At 55.2% G+C, this 15,471-nt stretch carries 15 protein-coding genes; 5 read left to right on the forward strand and 10 right to left on the reverse strand.

What is annotated here, in order from left to right; genetic code table 11:
• Positions 1-46: 46 nt before the first annotated feature.
• From dtd to def, 10 genes are read right to left on the reverse strand one after another with little or no spacing between them, the layout of a single operon-like run.
• Entirely contained in the window at positions 47-499 is a 453-nt protein-coding gene (dtd, locus tag GH984_RS06375; RefSeq protein WP_153719378.1) for a D-aminoacyl-tRNA deacylase, read from the reverse strand.
• Positions 496-867: a hypothetical protein gene (locus GH984_RS06380; protein WP_153719379.1), complete on the reverse strand. Its 372-nt coding sequence runs from the start codon at positions 865-867 to the stop codon at positions 496-498. The genes dtd and GH984_RS06380 overlap by 4 nt, the downstream gene beginning before the upstream one ends.
• Before the next feature lie 52 nt (positions 868-919).
• Entirely contained in the window at positions 920-2,377 is a 1,458-nt protein-coding gene (locus GH984_RS06385) for a TrkH family potassium uptake protein (RefSeq protein WP_153719380.1), read from the reverse strand.
• Between the two features lie 12 nt (positions 2,378-2,389).
• Positions 2,390-3,766: a Trk system potassium transporter TrkA gene (trkA, locus tag GH984_RS06390; protein ID WP_153719381.1), complete on the reverse strand. Its 1,377-nt coding sequence runs from the start codon at positions 3,764-3,766 to the stop codon at positions 2,390-2,392.
• Positions 3,763-5,136: a sigma-54-dependent transcriptional regulator gene (locus tag GH984_RS06395; protein ID WP_153719382.1), complete on the reverse strand. Its 1,374-nt coding sequence runs from the start codon at positions 5,134-5,136 to the stop codon at positions 3,763-3,765. The genes trkA and GH984_RS06395 overlap by 4 nt, the downstream gene beginning before the upstream one ends.
• Positions 5,133-7,265, reverse strand: coding sequence for an ATP-binding protein (locus tag GH984_RS06400; RefSeq protein WP_153719383.1), 2,133 nt, complete (start codon positions 7,263-7,265; stop codon positions 5,133-5,135). The genes GH984_RS06395 and GH984_RS06400 overlap by 4 nt, the downstream gene beginning before the upstream one ends.
• The gene (locus tag GH984_RS06405; RefSeq protein ID WP_153719384.1) at positions 7,262-7,858 is read right to left on the reverse strand and encodes a DUF4390 domain-containing protein; all 597 of its coding nucleotides are present in this window, start codon (positions 7,856-7,858) and stop codon (positions 7,262-7,264) included. The genes GH984_RS06400 and GH984_RS06405 overlap by 4 nt, the downstream gene beginning before the upstream one ends.
• Positions 7,824-9,125, reverse strand: a complete 1,302-nt coding sequence (gene rsmB, locus GH984_RS06410; RefSeq protein ID WP_369691975.1) for a 16S rRNA (cytosine(967)-C(5))-methyltransferase RsmB — start codon at positions 9,123-9,125, stop codon at positions 7,824-7,826. Before rsmB ends, GH984_RS06405 begins: the two co-directional genes overlap by 35 nt.
• Positions 9,109-10,074 carry a methionyl-tRNA formyltransferase gene (gene fmt, locus GH984_RS06415; protein ID WP_369691976.1) on the reverse strand — a complete coding sequence of 322 codons (966 nt, stop codon included), beginning with the start codon at positions 10,072-10,074 and terminating at the stop codon, positions 9,109-9,111. The genes rsmB and fmt overlap by 17 nt, the downstream gene beginning before the upstream one ends.
• Entirely contained in the window at positions 10,061-10,576 is a 516-nt protein-coding gene (def, locus tag GH984_RS06420) for a peptide deformylase (RefSeq protein WP_153719385.1), read from the reverse strand. The genes fmt and def overlap by 14 nt, the downstream gene beginning before the upstream one ends.
• 60 nt (positions 10,577-10,636) lie before the next feature.
• On the opposite strand from def, the gene GH984_RS06425 reads away from it, so the two are divergent.
• From GH984_RS06425 to tsaC, 5 genes are read left to right on the forward strand one after another with little or no spacing between them, the layout of a single operon-like run.
• Positions 10,637-10,993: a hypothetical protein gene (locus GH984_RS06425; RefSeq protein ID WP_153719386.1), complete on the forward strand. Its 357-nt coding sequence runs from the start codon at positions 10,637-10,639 to the stop codon at positions 10,991-10,993.
• Positions 10,993-12,066: a DNA-processing protein DprA gene (gene dprA, locus GH984_RS06430; RefSeq protein ID WP_153719387.1), complete on the forward strand. Its 1,074-nt coding sequence runs from the start codon at positions 10,993-10,995 to the stop codon at positions 12,064-12,066. Before GH984_RS06425 ends, dprA begins: the two co-directional genes overlap by 1 nt.
• Positions 12,063-12,536, forward strand: coding sequence for a Smg family protein (locus GH984_RS06435; protein ID WP_153719388.1), 474 nt, complete (start codon positions 12,063-12,065; stop codon positions 12,534-12,536). Before dprA ends, GH984_RS06435 begins: the two co-directional genes overlap by 4 nt.
• A 9-nt stretch (positions 12,537-12,545) precedes the next feature.
• Positions 12,546-14,909 (forward strand): DNA topoisomerase I, encoded by a 2,364-nt coding sequence (locus tag GH984_RS06440; RefSeq protein WP_153719389.1) that lies wholly within the window; start codon positions 12,546-12,548, stop codon positions 14,907-14,909.
• Positions 14,906-15,463: an L-threonylcarbamoyladenylate synthase type 1 TsaC gene (gene tsaC / locus GH984_RS06445; RefSeq protein ID WP_153719390.1), complete on the forward strand. Its 558-nt coding sequence runs from the start codon at positions 14,906-14,908 to the stop codon at positions 15,461-15,463. The genes GH984_RS06440 and tsaC overlap by 4 nt, the downstream gene beginning before the upstream one ends.
• Positions 15,464-15,471 lie beyond the last annotated feature (8 nt).

The raw sequence follows: 15,471 nt of genomic DNA on the forward strand, positions 1-15,471 counted from the left end.
CACCGCTCGGTTAGTAGACGCGGCGCAGAATACCATGCTGGCGGGGTTATCGGGAGTCAGGCGGCACTTCAAGCCAAAATGTAACCGGCCCGTCATTGCATAAACTCACCTGCATATCGGCACCGAACACTCCCACTTGGGTATTGGCGTGTTGGCGCTGAGCGTCTTCACATAGCGTCGAGAACAGCCTAGCAGCCTCATCCGGAGTTGCCGCGGTAGAAAACCCCGGGCGCGTGCCCCGCTGCGTATCGGCTGCCAAGGTAAACTGCGGCACCAATAACAACCCACCATGGGTATCTTGCAAAGACCGATTCATACGCCCGGCATCATCTGGAAACACCCGGTAGCTTAGCAACCGCTCTAAAAGTCGTTGAGCACTGGCATGCGTATCATTACGCTGCACGCCCACCAGTACTAGTAACCCGGGGCCAATGGTGGCAACGGTTTCACCCGCCACCACCACTTTGGCCTCGGTAACCCGCTGCAGCAGGCCAATCAACGCGATGAATCAGACGAGCTGCCAGGCTGGTTCGCCATGTGCTCCACCCATTCCTGCATAAAACGCATTTGGGTGTCTGTCCAGTTCTGCATCATTTGCTGAGAGCGATCTACCCACTCTTTAGCCAGCTCTGGCGCTGCGTCTAAGTTAGCCGCCGAGCCTGACATTGAGTCGGCCAGCTCTTGCTGCCGCCGTAGCATCTCGCTGACGGCCTCTTCCCATGCATCAATCTGCCGATGGTAATCGGCTTTGAGCTTATCGGCGCCGGGGGCAACGCCTTGTACGCTCTCAAGCCATTGATCAACAAGGCGGCGCTGCGCCTCGGTCCAAGAATGAATCATTTCTTCGGTCTGTTTGTGCCAGTTCATAGCGATACCTCCTGAGGTATTTTAATGGCAGCTCCACACTACCAGCGCTAGCCTAGCGCCGCCAGAATGCCGGGGTAAACAACACCAGCAAGGTAAAGATTTCTAATCGACCCATAATCATTGCCACGCACATGACCAATTTAGGCCCGTCGTCTACCGAAGCAAAATTTGTCGCCACATCACCCAAGGCTGGGCCTAAGTTAGCAAGCCCGGAAGCCACCGCAGAAAACGCCGTTACCTGATCAAGCCCCATTGCCAACAACGTCAGCATTAACAAAACAAACAGCACCACATAGGCAGCAAAAAAGCCCCATACCGCATCAATTACCCGCTCATTCACCGGGCGATGCCCGATTTTTACCGGCAATTGCGCCTGCGGATGAATCAGGCGGATGATTTCACGCCCACCCTGTCGCCAAAGCAGCAAAACACGCACCACCTTTAGCCCGCCTGAAGTGGAATTTGCACAGCCACCGACCACCGCCACAATCAACAACAAAACTGGCAGAAAGGCCGGCCACAAGGAGTAATTTGCCGTGGTGTAGCCGGTGGTTGTAGCAAAAGACACCACCTGGAAGATGGCATGATTCCAAGAGTCGGCACGCGGCAGACCATGGGCAGCTTCGTAAACAAACAGCCCACCCATAACGAGGACAGACACCGTAATCACCACCGCTAAAAAAGTGAGAACTTCGGGGTCGCGCCGCAAGGGCTCAATGCTTTTGCGCCGCCACACCATAAAATGCAGCGAATAATTCAGCGCAGAGATCAGCATAAAAAACACGGCAATCATTTCGATTAGCGCGCTATCAAAGTGCCCCAGGCTTGCGTCGTAGGTAGAAAAACCGCCAGTTGCCACCGTGGTAAATGCATGACTAATCGCATCAAAAACAGACATGCCGGCTAACCAATAAGCCAGCGCGCAAGCAATGGTGAGGCCTAAGTAGATGTTCCATAGCGCTTTAGCGGTTTCGGCGATGCGCGGTGTGAGCTTGGCATCTTTAACCGGCCCGGGCAGCTCTGCGCGATACAGCTGCATCCCACCAATGCCCAGCATGGGCAATATCGCCACCGCCAAAACGATAATCCCCATACCCCCAAGCCACTGCAACTGCTGGCGATAATAGCGAATAGAAATCGGCAGATCGTCAATCCCGATAATCGCCGTTGCACCGGTGGTGGTTAGACCCGAGACACTCTCAAAAAAGGCATCGACCAGCGAGAAAGGCGCTACCGTTTGGAGCACCAAGGGCATCGCGCCGGCGGCCCCAAGCACAATCCAAAATAAGGCCACAACCAAAAAGCCATCGCGCGTTCTGAGCTCTCGGCGTGATCGGCGCACGGGCAGCCATAACACTGCACCCAAGGCAATTAGCAGTAAAAAAGTGAGAAAGAATGCGGAGGCAACACCATCGGCTGCGGCCAAGGCTAAAAATGCCGGTGGCAGCATGGTCACGCTAAACACCATCAGCAAAACGCCGAGCACTCGTTGAACTGCATCAGGATGCATGCGCTGATCCTTCTAGAAAAACGTCACGCCCACAGCAAAGAGCTTTTCAACATCAGCAAGGCGCGTTTTATCCACTAAAAATAGGATCACATGATCCTCAGGCTCAATGACCGTGTCATGATGCGCCATTATGACCTGCTCGTCGCGTACGATCGCCCCAATTGTGGTGCCACGCGGTAAGCGAATGTCTTCCACACGCTTACCCACCACATCAGAACTGCCCGCGTCACCATGCGCAATGGCTTCGATTGCCTCTGCCGCACCGCGACGCAAACTGTGGACTGTGGCCACATCGCCGCGCCGAATATGCGCCAGCAAACTCCCAATCGTTGCCTGCTGAGGCGAAATGGCCACATCAATATCATCACTGGATTGAATAAGATCAACGTAAGCCGCGCGGTTAATGAGCGCCATAACCGTTCTTGCGCCGCGCCGCTTGGCGAGCATGGCAGACAAAATATTGGCCTCATCATCGTTGGTAAGCGCGCAGAAGACGTCAGTATTTTCAATATTTTCTTCGAGCAACAGATCTTCATCGGCCGCATCACCATGCAGTACGATCGTCTTTTTAAGCTCATCGGCTATTGCCCGACAACGCTGGGCATTATGCTCAATAATCTTGACTTGGTAGGACGCCTCCAGCGATTGCGCAAGACGGGTCCCGATGTTTCCGCCGCCGGCTAACATAATGCGCTTCACAGGCTTATCGAGGCGCCTAAGCTCGCTCATGACCGCGCGAATATTTTTACGCGCAGCCACAAAGAAGACCTCATCACCTGCCTCAACAACGGTATCGCCCTCAGGAATAATCGCCTTACCGCGGCGATAAATCGCCGCCACCCGTGTATCAACCCCCGGCACGTGTTCCCGCAGGGTTTTGAGTGCCTGTCCTACTAGTGGGCCTCCATAATAAGCGCGCACGCCCACAAGCCGGACCTTGCCATCGGCAAAGTCCATCACTTGCAGTGCACCGGGGTGCTCAATGAGGCGCCTCACATACTGGGTAACGAGCTGCTCGGGGGAGATGAGCACATCAATGGGCAAAGCATCAGGTGCAAAAATTTGTGGATGCGATAAATATTCGATAGCGCGAACTCGCGCAATTTTAGTGGGCGTGTGAAACAAGGTAGCCGCCACTTGGCAGGCCACCATATTGGCCTCATCCGAATCGGTCACCGCGATAATCATATCGGCATCATCCGCGCCTGCCCTTGCCAGCACTTCAGGATAGGTGCCATTGCCAGTCACGGTGCGCAGATCCAAGCGATCTTGTAGCCCCTGTAAAACCTGGGCGCTTGTGTCCACCACGGTAATGTCGTTGGCCTCGGTTGCCAGCGTTGCAGCAACGGTACCCCCCACCTGACCTGCACCGAGTATGACGATCTTCATTCTCCGACATCCTCCGGCTTTTGCTGATCAATCCCCAGTGAGCGCAGCTTACGATAAAGATGGGTACGCTCCATGCCTGCCAACCGGGCCAGCTGCGCCACGTTACCCCCAGCGCGCTGCAATTGGCGCTGCAAATAGGCACGCTCGAACTGCTCGCGGGCTTCTCGCAATGGCAGATCGAGTACCCGCGTTGGTGTCCAGTCACTGCTTTGATCAAAGCTAGCTTGATCCATGGCCATTGCCTCTGCCACCTCAGCCACATCAATTTCTCGCCCATCGCCCATCACCAACAATCGGCGCACCAAGTTGCCAAGCTCTCGCACATGGCCTGGCCAATCGTGGTGGCGGAGTCGGTTTTGCGCCGCCACAGTAAACCGCCGAAAGGGCAATTGCTCCCGATCAACCAGTTGATCGACAAAATACGTCACTAATTCAGGAACATCTTCAGAATGCTCGCGCAAAGGCGGCACATACAGGGGCACCGCGTTAAGGTGATAGCACAAGTCTTCCCTTAAGCGGCCTGCCTGTGCGGCCTGCGCAATATCCTCACGCACCACAAAAAGTACCCTGGCCTCCAAAGCGACTCGTGAGGAGCCCCCCGTGCGCAAGAACCAGCCAAACTCCAACGCGGCAACCAACTGGTCTTGAATCGCTGTGGCAAGCTCGCTGGTGCGATCAATCACCAGTGTGCCGCCGGCAGCAAGCTCTAATAAACCGGGGCGACGAGCTGTTTCTTCTTCAACACCAAATAATTGCTCAGCGGCTATATCAGCGTTTACTGCCGCCCCTGAAAATTCTAAAAACGGGCCTTGAGCACGATCACTCAGCGCGTGAATATAGCGAGCAAAAACCCGACAACCGCTACCCGGCGGGCCGCTAATGAGCACACGACTGTTAGTGGTTGCCACCTTTGCCGCCTGTTCACGTAGCGCTTGTAACACGGCACTTTTGCCAACGGGCTCAACCATTGCCAGCGGCTCGGTTTCTGCCCGACCCGATGGCCCGCTGGCCAATGCCTGCTCTACCGTCGCCAATAATTTGCCCATCGAAAGGGGTTTTTCAACAAAATCCACCGCGCCAAGCCGTGTTGCCTCAACCGCCGTTTCAACGGTGCCATGCCCTGAGATCATGACAACCGGGTACAAAAGGCTTCCACTGCCCGCTAAATCTTTGAGCAAAGAAATGCCATCTTCACCCGGCATCCAGATATCAAGCAGTAGCAAGTCGGGCGCATGTTGGCGCAGTAAAACCCGCGCCTCTTCAGCGCTTTCGGCTAAACGAACGGCATAGCCCTCATCCTCAAGGATCTCTTGCACCAAACCCCGAATTGCCGGCTCATCATCCACGACCAAAATATTGGCTTTGCTCATGTCTTCATCCTTAACGGCAGCCGCACTGTGATTCGCGCGCCTGTGTCGGTGTTTCGTGCGCTAATCGTGCCATTGTGCTCCTCAATAATCTTTTTGACGATCGCAAGCCCTAACCCAGAGCCCCGCGGCTTTGTCGTGACATAGGGCTCAAAGAGCTGCTCAATCACCGCCTCATCCAGCCCAGGGCCATTGTCTTGAACATGCAGCTCAAGCATGTCTGCGTAGCGTCCCTCACCATTTCGGGTGCGTAACTCGATCTGGCAATCAGGCTGTCCTTGCGTGGCTTCTAATGCATTTTGCAATAAATTGTTCAGCAACTGCCGCAGGCGACCAGGGTCTGCCTCGAGCGACGTCAAATCATCAGCAAGCTCTAAAGTAAATTTAGGCTGCCCCGATTGACCGCGATACAGCTCCACTCCCTCGCGAATCAACGCATTCAGATCTACAGATTGTAAATGCAAAGCTGGCGGACGGGCATAGTCAGAAAACGCCTGCACCATTTCTTTCATCGCCTCAACCTGATGAATAATGGTGTCGGTAGAGCGTTTCAGTAAGTCGGCCTGACTGCCATCCAGCGCGGCGCCAATCTTATGCTGGAGCCGCTCAGCCGATAACTGAATGGGCGTTAGGGGGTTACGAATCTCATGGGCCAAGCGCCGTGCAACCTCGCCCCATGCCGCATCTCGCTGGGCCTGAATAAGCGTTGTCACATCATCAAACACAATGACATCGCCATCGCCGGCCGGGCCGCTCGGCAGCGCTGCCCCACTGCAAATTAAGGTACGCCGCCCCTCCGCCGTGTCTAATGTGACCTCTTCACGCCATTCGCTTGCGCCAGACTGTAGCTGCCGTGAAACGAGCGCCGCAAAGGGCTCAATATCGGGGTATTGAGCCGCAAGGCTGGTTAACGGACTGCCAACACCCTGATCCAAAGGCACTGAAAGAATGCCGCTTGCCGCCTCATTAAAGGTACGCAGACTGCCATCCGGTGCAAGCGCTAGCACCCCTGAAGATAGCCGGCCCAGCACCGTTTCTAGGTAAGTTCGTTGCGCCTCAACAAGCTCTTGACTACGTTCAGCGGCATTTCTCACCTCCGCAACACGTCGGCTCATGTCGTTAAAGGAGCGCACCAAAAACCCCAGCTCATCGTTTCCGCCCGGGGGTAGCTGTGTTCCATACTCACCGGCTGCCATTGCTTCGGTGCCTTTGGCCAAGCGACTGACGGGTGCAACTAGGCGCCGCGCTAAATAAAACGCCGACCAAACCGCAAATAAAAGTGATAACAACAGCACCAACGATAGGGTTAGCGTAAAGCTGTCTTTTAACGGGCCTCTTAAATAGGAAAGGGCGCGATACTCGGTGAAGGCCGCTTCCACCTCGGTTGCCAACGCATCTACCCGTGGCGACACCGGAAAAAGCCCCTGCAGAACCCGCGCGCTCTGTGGGCTTGCCGGCGTAGGCACAACCACCAACGCGCGAATATGCAGCCCCGCGTTTTCGATAGGATCAAGGGCCACATAGGGTCTGCCCTGTCGTAGCTGAAGTAAAATGCTCTCTTCGGGGCGATGCGGCAGGATATCTTCGGTATCCACACTGCTTGCCGCAATGATACGACCGTTACCGCCTAAAAGCGTGAGCTCGGAGGCGGCCGTACGCGCGCGCAAATCACCCAGCGTCAGCGGGATCATTTCATCTTCACTGTCAACCAAAACCTCGGCCGCGTCTTGCAAGCGGCGCAACATATCCTGCATCCGCTGATCGAGCGATGCCTGCGATAACTCCAGCGCGCCATCGAGAGCATTTTCAACTCGCACATCAAACCAACTATCGACGCCGCGCTGAAGAAATTGCATCGAAAACCCATACACCACCAATCCGGGCAAAACGGCCATCACCACAAACAGCCCCATCAGCCGGGCGGTTAAGCGGCTGCCCGCTTGATTGGCACGGAGTGAGCGCAGCAATCGCCACAAATTGTGGATGATTAAGCCACACAAAATGACCAATACAACGCCATTGAGCAGCAACAACCAAAGATACAAACTGCCAAAGCGCGTTGTATTTTCAGTGGCGGCTGTTAACAGATAAAGCGAGGCGATTAATAAAACGCTAAGCAAAATGCGAATCATGGCTGCACTTCCTTAACCAGCGGGCCGCCACGTAGCTGCCAGTCTGCATCGAGCCAGGCGGCCATACGCAGCACCCTTGGCAGCGCATCACGCACTAACTTTGTAGTTAGGCGAAGCTGAATGGGGCCGAGTGCCTGTACGGCAGACTCCCGCATTACCGGCCAGCCCTCAATACGTCCTAATGCACTGAGTAATGCCTGTCGATCTCTAAAGCTTCGGCTTGCACCGGTCTCTAGGCGCGTTAGCACGTAGCGACGACTCAGCGCATGAAATTGAATGCGATAATGCCGCTGTTGGGTAACCACCGCAGCATTGAACCACCACTTGCGCTTTCGCTGTACTTGCAATGTCTGCTGAATCTCTAAGGGCAAACCATTGGTCAAAGCCTGATCTGCCTTCTCACTAAGCCGATAGGTCAGTTGAGCATCCATTGACAATAACTCGGCCTCAAAGCGCGGCACGATGTTATCAACCCGAAAATCACCCGAGGATAGGGCAGTGCCAGCCAACGCCCAGACCACGCAGCCCAGCATGAATCGCTGCAGCACAGCCCAGCGATTAATCTTTGCGCAGGCAAGCGTAGTAAAAGCCATCACAGTTGCCCTCTCCAGGAAGGATCTGCCAGCCGTACCGCAGAGCGCGTCCAAACGGTAGCGCAAGCGGTTGGATCGTTACATCATCCTGATCCTGCACGAAATCAGCAATAACCGCCTCATTTTCCTGTTTTAAAATTGAGCAGGTGCAATAAACTAACTGCCCACCCGGTGCCAATAGGGGCCATAGCTGAGCGAGCAAACGGCGCTGACCGGCCGCTAGCTGGGCAGGGTCCGTAGAGCGTCTTAGCCATTTAATATCGGGGTGCCGACGAATGACGCCGGTGCCCGAGCAGGGCGCATCAAGCAAAATTCGCTCAAACGGTTTGCCATCCCACCAGGTTTGCGGGTTGCCGGCATCCGCACTAATGAGCTGCGCGGACAACCCCAAACGGCTCAATGTTTCGTCGACACGCGCTAAACGATCTGCATCGCTATCTAAAGCCACCATCTCAACGTCGGCAAGCTCTAGACAATGCGCGGTTTTACCCCCGGGCGCCGCGCAAGCATCAAGCACCCGCTGCCCAGGTTCAAGTGCCAACAAGGGTGCGGCTAATTGTGCAGCGCCGTCCTGCACCGAAAAACACCCTTCTGCAAAGCCGGGCAAGCGTGCCGGCGCAACCGGTACCTCTAACGCCAGCGCCGCCGGTAAGTCTGCTACCGGCTCTGAGGTAACCTCAATTTCGGCTAAGCGAGCCTGCAGCTCAGCGGTTGTGCTGCGCTTGAGGTTTGTTCGCAGCAACATGGGTGCGCGCGCATTTTGTGCCGCCAGCACGGCTGAGCATGCTTCTGGCCAATCCAACTGAATCTGCGCATAAAGCCAATCGGGCAGAGAATACTCAATGGCGGGAGACTCAATCCCCAGCTCAGATACAACCCCTTCACGCTGAAACCGGCGTAATGTTGCATTAACCACCTTTGCCGCCCAGCGTTTGCCCAAAGGACGGGTAACCGCCACGGTTTCACCAACCGCCGCATGCGGCGGCATCGACAAACATGCCAGCTGATAAATGCCCAGCTCAATCAATAAACTAACGTCTTGATCGCGATTGCGTAATGGGCGCTCGAGTAATGCCGCCACCTGCGCTTGGAGCCACCGATGATGACGTAGTACGCCAAAGGCCAGCGCACGACAAAAACGCCGATCCCGTTCGTCGGTCAAGCGCGCATCCGCAGCGCTTAACAAGACATCCAATGAGCGGCCGTTTTTGATAACCCCCACTACCGCGGCAAGGGCCTCATGGCGTGGCTCAACCAAGTTGCTCACCCACGCTAATCGCTTGGCCTTGCAAAAACTGGCTAACCGGCTGCGCGCGCCGTCCCGGCAGCTGTATTTGCGTCAATCTCAGCAGTCCATCACCCGTGGCCACATCAATCCCATCACGGCCAACGGCAACCACCTGCCCAGGGGTACTGGTGATAGGGCCTGACCCACTTACGACCTCCGCATGCCAAACCCGCAGGGTGGTTTGTGACCACTGGCAGCGGGCCACGGGCCATGGATTAAAGGCCCGCACCTGCCAAGCCAGTGCCTGTGCCGATTTAGACCAGTCAATCCATGCCTGAGCGGTGGTCAGCTTACGCGCATATTCCACCCCTTGATCTGACTGGGGTACAGCCACTAACTGCCCGGCAGCCCAGGCATCTAGATCTCGCTGTAATAACTCCGCGGCCAGCACGGCTAATCGGTCATGCACGCTGCCGCCGGTATCGGTATCGCTAATCGGTGTTGTTATTTGCGAGACGACTGGCCCTTCATCAAGGCCCGCCGTCATCTCCATCAAACACACCCCGGTCTGCGAATCGCCTGCTTCAATTGCACGCTGAATGGGTGCTGCGCCACGCCAACGGGGTAGCAAAGAGGCGTGCAAATTAAGACACCCACGCTGGGGTATCGATAAAACAGAGGCCGGCAATAACAAGCCATAAGCTGCCACCACCATTACATCGGGCGCTAATGCTTGAAGGCGCGCTTGTGCCTCGGCCGTGCTGAGCTTTTCGGGCTGCTCAATCGGCAGCCCCGCTTCTAGTGCAAGCTGCTTTACCGGTGATGCGGTGAGCTGCCGACCCCTGCCTGCAGGTCGATCGGGCTGTGTATAAACAGCCACCACGGTATGCGCAGAGTCAATGAGTACCTGCAGGGCCGGCACGGCAAACTCAGGCGTGCCCGCGTAAACAATACGAAGCGGTGTTGTTTGCGACTTAATTGGGCTCACCGCGTGCGCGCGCTGCTTTCTCGTAGCGCCGTTTGAGCCGATTACGCTTAAGGGCCGAGAGCGTATCGATAAACAATCGGCCCTCTAGATGATCGACTTCATGCTGAATGCAGCGAGCCAGCAGCCCATCTGCCTCAATGCGGTAAGGCTGCCCGTGCCGATCTTGAGCGCTCACAACTACGGTGGTGGGGCGCTCTACCTCATCGGTATAGCCCACAATGGACAAACAACCTTCTTCGGCCACATCGCAGGTCTGACCTGATTCAACAATTTCAGGGTTAATAAGCACCTGCGGTGCATCACCCTCTTCACTCACATCAATAACCACCACCTGCCGATGCACATCAATTTGCGTGGCGGCCAAACCGATGCCCGGTGCGTCGTACATCGTCTCAAACATATCGTCGATTAATGTTTGTAGAGCCTGATCAAACACCTCTACCCGCTTGGCGCATGTACGCAGCCGTAGGTCGGGATATTGCAGTATTTCTCGTTTCGCCATCGCTATTCCGTCGCAGTATTCGACTTCACAGTATATCAACGACCACACAAGGATAGTGCAATGCAAACACGTCTTTTATTAGGATGGCTTTTTAGCCTGTTGCTGACCCTACCGGTTACCGTAGCTGCAGAGCCAGACACCCTGCCCAAGGTGATTGGGGGTGAGGCACAGCGCCAACTACACGCTGCCGGTGACATTATTTATGTGCAAGGCATTGCTGAGCCACTGCATGCCCGCTTTTGGCTGATTCGCAATGACGCCCCGATACAAGCGCAGCATGCAGATGCTTTAGAGGTGACTGCACTTGGCATGGCTCGATTAGTGGCCCATGGCAAACCCGCCACGCTGATCATTGAAAAAGCCCGACAAGAAGTGCGCACGGGCGATCGACTAATCCCCATGCCGGAGGCGCAATAATGGACGACGCCACTCTCAAAGCCTGGTTAACCGTAGCGCGCATGCCGCACACTGGACCGCGCCGCTTTGCTGATATTTTGAAGCATTTTGACTCGCCTTTAGCTTATTTGGAAACACAAAAGCGCCCCAGCAAAGCCGTTGAAATTGGCGTTGAAAACGACCTCCGCTGGGCAGAGGGAGAAAACTGCCATCTCATTACTCGTGCCCACAAAACCTATCCGACAGCACTTACAGATATTGCAGACCCGCCACCGCGGTTATTTGTGCAAGGTAACCCTAAGGCGCTAAACCAACCACAAGTGGCCATCGTGGGCGCACGCAACGCAACGAATAACGGCAAAGACCGAGCCTTTGAAATGGCGGCTATGCTGGCGACTGGGGGGCTAACGATCACGAGCGGGCTGGCTACCGGGATTGATGCGCACGCGCACAGAGGCGCTTTGGCCGTTCAAGGTCAAACGATTGCCGTGATGGCGACAGGGCCAGAGCGGTTGTATCCACAAGAGAACCAATATTTGGCCGATTTGATTCAGCAATCCGGTGCGCTGGTCACTGAAATGCCGGTGGGTACCCTCGTCACCCGGGGGCTTTTTCCGCGCCGAAATCGATTAATCAGCGGTTTGAGTTTAGGCACTTTGGTTGTTGAGGCCGGTGCTAAAAGTGGCGCGCTGGGCACCGCACAACAAGCCCTCGAACAAAATCGTGAGGTAATGGCTATTCCGGGCTCGGTACAAAGCCCAGTGGCCCGTGGCTGCCACTCCCTCATTCGTACCGGTGCGAGTTTAATAGAAACCGCCCACGATGTTTTCTCCACCTTAAAATTAGATGGAAACGTTATTGAACCCGTTGATGTGATACAAACTAGCCAAGCCAGCCCCGAGCTTGATGCGGAGCAGCAACGCGTAATGGATGCGCTTGGGTACGAAGCAGTGAGCTTTGATGTGCTTGTTAAACGGCTTGGATTGACGCCCGATAGGCTTTCCTCCATGCTCCTTAACCTAGAGCTGCTCGGGCTGTTAATCCCAACAGACGGCGGCCGATATGAGAGAAGCAATCAACGGACGGGCGGATGAAAGAAAACGTCTTTGACATCCTGATGTACCTCTTCGAGCATTACTTTAACGACGCCGTCGAGGTCGATCCTGACCGCGATGAACTTGAAGGTGAGCTGCTTGAAGCCGGATTTTCACGATCAGAGATTCACAAAGCACTCAACTGGATTGACGCACTCGCGGAAAACCGCGAATTGCCATCCAGTGGAAACCCTTGGCCCTCTTTAAGGGTCTATAACCCCGTCGAGTCGCGCCGGCTTGATACGGAATGTCGGGGGTTTTTACTCTATCTAGAGCAAGCCGGCATTCTCAGCCCGGCCAATCGGGAAGTCGTCATCGAGCGGTTAATGGCATTAGGAGACCCCGCGGTTGATTTGGAAAAACTCAAATGGGTGGTTTTAATGGTCCTCTTTAGTCGGCCGGGTGAAGAAGAAGCCTGCGCCTGGATGGAGAGTCTTCTTTTTGACGGCCCTCGCCCCTTGGCACACTAGAAAAGTTACATGAGCACTCATCTTGTTATTGTCGAATCGCCGGCCAAGGCGCGCACGATCAACAAATATCTTGGCAGCGACTTTGAAGTTCTTGCCTCTTATGGCCACGTTCGTGACTTGGTCTCCAAAGATGGCGCCGTTGATACCGAACATGATTTTGCGATGCGCTACGAGCCCGTCGAGCGCAACCAAAAACACATGGATGCCATTGCAAAGGCAGCCCGCAAAAGCGACGCCATTTATCTGGCTACTGACCCCGATCGCGAAGGTGAGGCAATCTCTTGGCATCTTCATGAGCTGTTAAAAGAGCGTAATGTTATTGGCGACAAACCCGTTCACCGGGTGGTCTTTCACGAGGTAACACAAGGGGCGATACGCGATGCGATCGACCACCCGCGCGGGCTTTCAACCGATTTGGTCAACGCTCAGCAAGCCCGCCGTGCACTCGATTATTTGGTCGGCTTTAACCTCTCGCCGCTGTTATGGAGAAAGATCACCAGTGGTCTATCTGCCGGGCGCGTTCAATCGCCTGCGCTGCGGATGATTGTTGAGCGTGAGCAGGAAATTGAAGCGTTCATTCCGCGGGAATACTGGAGCATCGAAGCAGACCTAGCGCACAAAGACCAAGCCTTTGTGGGGCGTTTGCACCAGCTCGACGGCAATAAAGTTGAGCAGTTCTCAGTCACAGACGAAACAAACGCAATGGATGTGACGGGCCGAATTCTTGAAGCCGCCGGCGCGGGGGCTGATGGCGCGGCACTGCCTGGCACGCTTTTAGTGACCCGCGTTGAGAAAAAACAACGCCGCCGTAACCCAGCAGCACCCTTTATTACCTCAACCTTGCAGCAAGAGGCCTCACGCAAGCTGCGTTTTTCTGCTCAGCAAACAATGCGAATTGCCCAGCAGCTGTACGAGGGCGTAGATACCGGCAACGGCGCTATTGGTCTAATCACCTACATGCGGACCGATTCGGTCAATCTGTCTCAAGAGGCAATTGCCGGGCTACGCGGGCTAATCGAAAAGCGCTTTGGCCCCGAAAAATTACCCGCCAAGGCGCATGAATACCGCACACGGGCCAAAAACGCCCAAGAAGCGCATGAGGGCATTCGGCCAACCGACCCCGAGCGCACGCCAGAAAGCCTCAAAGGCTATTTAAGTGAAGATCAGTACCGTTTATACGATCTAATTTGGAAGCGTACGGTGGCCTGCCAGATGATTCACGCCACCATCGACACCGTATCCGTCGATCTAAAAGCAGGGGATTTGGCTTTATTTCGAGCAACAGGCTCGGTGATTCGAGATCCTGGCTTTATGGCGGTCTATCAGGAAGGCCAAGATGATAACGCCGCAGATTCTCAAGATCGGCTGCTGCCGCCACTCGCTGAGGGTGAGACCGTCTCGCTTACAGCGCTAAGGCCAGAGCAACATTTTACTGAGCCGCCGCCGCGATTTTCTGAGGCAACACTGGTTAAAGCGCTTGAGGAATATGGCATTGGCAGGCCATCTACCTATGCGTCGATCATCTCAACCCTGCAGCAACGGAACTATGTCACGCTTGAGGCCCGTCGCTTTCATCCCACCGATACTGGGCGAGTGGTCAATAAATTTCTAACCGAGCATTTTGAGCGGTATGTCGACTACGACTTTACCGCTGAGCTAGAAGACCGACTTGATGCCGTGGCGCGCGGTGAGCGTGAATGGATACCGCTATTAGAAGCGTTTTGGAAGCCTTTTCATCAGCAAGTTGAAGACACCCAGCAGGTTTCGCGTAGCGATGTCATGAAAGCTCGTGAGCTAGGCACGGACCCGAAATCGGGGCGACCCGTGTCAGCACGCCTAGGCCGCTACGGGCCGTTTATTCAGATCGGCACGCGGGACGATGAAGAAAAGCCCAAATTTGCCAGCCTGCGGCCAGGGCAGAGTATCGAAACCATTAAGCTAGATGATGCGCTCGCGCTGTTTGCGTTGCCGCGAGACATGGGTGAAACCCCCGATGGACTGCCCATGAGCGTAAACATTGGCCGGTTTGGCCCGTATGTTCGCTTTGGTGATCAATTCGCATCGCTCAAAAAAGACGATGACCCTTACACGATTGATCGTGAAACCGCACTCGAGCGGGTTGAAGAGAAAAAGATCAACGAAGCCAAGCGCACGATTCAAACGTTTGATGATGGCGCTATTAAAGTGATGCGCGGCCGGTTTGGCCCCTACATTACCGATGGGCGCAAGCGTGCCAAAATTCCAAAAGATGAAGAAGCAGAAACGCTGACAGCCCCTCGTTGTCGTGAATTAATTGCTGAGGCACCCGAGCCAAAGGGTAAGGCAAAAAAAACCAAAGCAAAACCCAAGGCTCGTAAAACCACCAAGTCATGAAACCCTCACCCATTGCTCTGCGCCGCATTGGCGCACTCATTCAGGCAGGAGGCATTGGTGCCTACCCTACCGAAGGGGTTTATGGCTTGGGCTGTGATCCACTCAATGAACAGGCAATCGCACGCGTTATTGCGCTAAAAGGGCGCGCTGATGACAAAGGCCTCATCGTGATTGCGGCTAGCCAGCGTCAGCTTGACCCGTTTGTGGCATGGCCAGAAGGCTTTACTCTGCAGGCTGGTCCACGCCCAGTTACCTGGGTAGTGCCCGCCGCAGAGGGGCTGCCGCCTTTATTAACCGGGGGGCGTGAAACCATTGCGGTTCGGGTAACGAACCACCCGCCGGTTATTGCCCTATGCAATGCCGCGGGCATGCCCTTGGTATCCACCAGCGCCAATCGCAGTGGCCGCCCGGCCTGTCGTTACGATTGGCAAATCAGAAAGCAATTTCGGCACGGCGTAGAATGGATACTGCCAGCTAAGCTTGGAAACCAACGCGGCCCCTCTGAGATCAGAGAGGCCGCGACGGGTCGAGTGCTACGCCCAGCTGGTGGCTAGACGCTAAA

Origin of the sequence: Spiribacter salilacus, from assembly GCF_009649225.1 — a bacterium.
GTDB lineage: Bacteria > Pseudomonadota > Gammaproteobacteria > Nitrococcales > Nitrococcaceae > Spiribacter > Spiribacter salilacus.

What these genes read in the sequence shown, in the direction of transcription:
- GH984_RS06380 (WP_153719379.1), bottom strand. Translation starts at nt 867, where the DNA reads ATGAACTGGCACAAACAGACCGAAGAAATGATTCATTCTTGGACCGAG.
- GH984_RS06385 (WP_153719380.1), bottom strand. Translation starts at nt 2,377, where the DNA reads ATGCATCCTGATGCAGTTCAACGAGTGCTCGGCGTTTTGCTGATGGTG.
- trkA (WP_153719381.1), bottom strand. Translation starts at nt 3,766, where the DNA reads ATGAAGATCGTCATACTCGGTGCAGGTCAGGTGGGGGGTACCGTTGCT.
- GH984_RS06395 (WP_153719382.1), bottom strand. Translation starts at nt 5,136, where the DNA reads ATGAGCAAAGCCAATATTTTGGTCGTGGATGATGAGCCGGCAATTCGG.
- GH984_RS06400 (WP_153719383.1), bottom strand. Translation starts at nt 7,265, where the DNA reads ATGATTCGCATTTTGCTTAGCGTTTTATTAATCGCCTCGCTTTATCTG.
- GH984_RS06405 (WP_153719384.1), bottom strand. Translation starts at nt 7,858, where the DNA reads ATGGCTTTTACTACGCTTGCCTGCGCAAAGATTAATCGCTGGGCTGTG.
- def (WP_153719385.1), bottom strand. Translation starts at nt 10,576, where the DNA reads ATGGCGAAACGAGAAATACTGCAATATCCCGACCTACGGCTGCGTACA.
- GH984_RS06425 (WP_153719386.1), top strand. Translation starts at nt 10,637, where the DNA reads ATGCAAACACGTCTTTTATTAGGATGGCTTTTTAGCCTGTTGCTGACC.
- dprA (WP_153719387.1), top strand. Translation starts at nt 10,993, where the DNA reads ATGGACGACGCCACTCTCAAAGCCTGGTTAACCGTAGCGCGCATGCCG.
- GH984_RS06435 (WP_153719388.1), top strand. Translation starts at nt 12,063, where the DNA reads ATGAAAGAAAACGTCTTTGACATCCTGATGTACCTCTTCGAGCATTAC.
- GH984_RS06440 (WP_153719389.1), top strand. Translation starts at nt 12,546, where the DNA reads ATGAGCACTCATCTTGTTATTGTCGAATCGCCGGCCAAGGCGCGCACG.
- tsaC (WP_153719390.1), top strand. Translation starts at nt 14,906, where the DNA reads ATGAAACCCTCACCCATTGCTCTGCGCCGCATTGGCGCACTCATTCAG.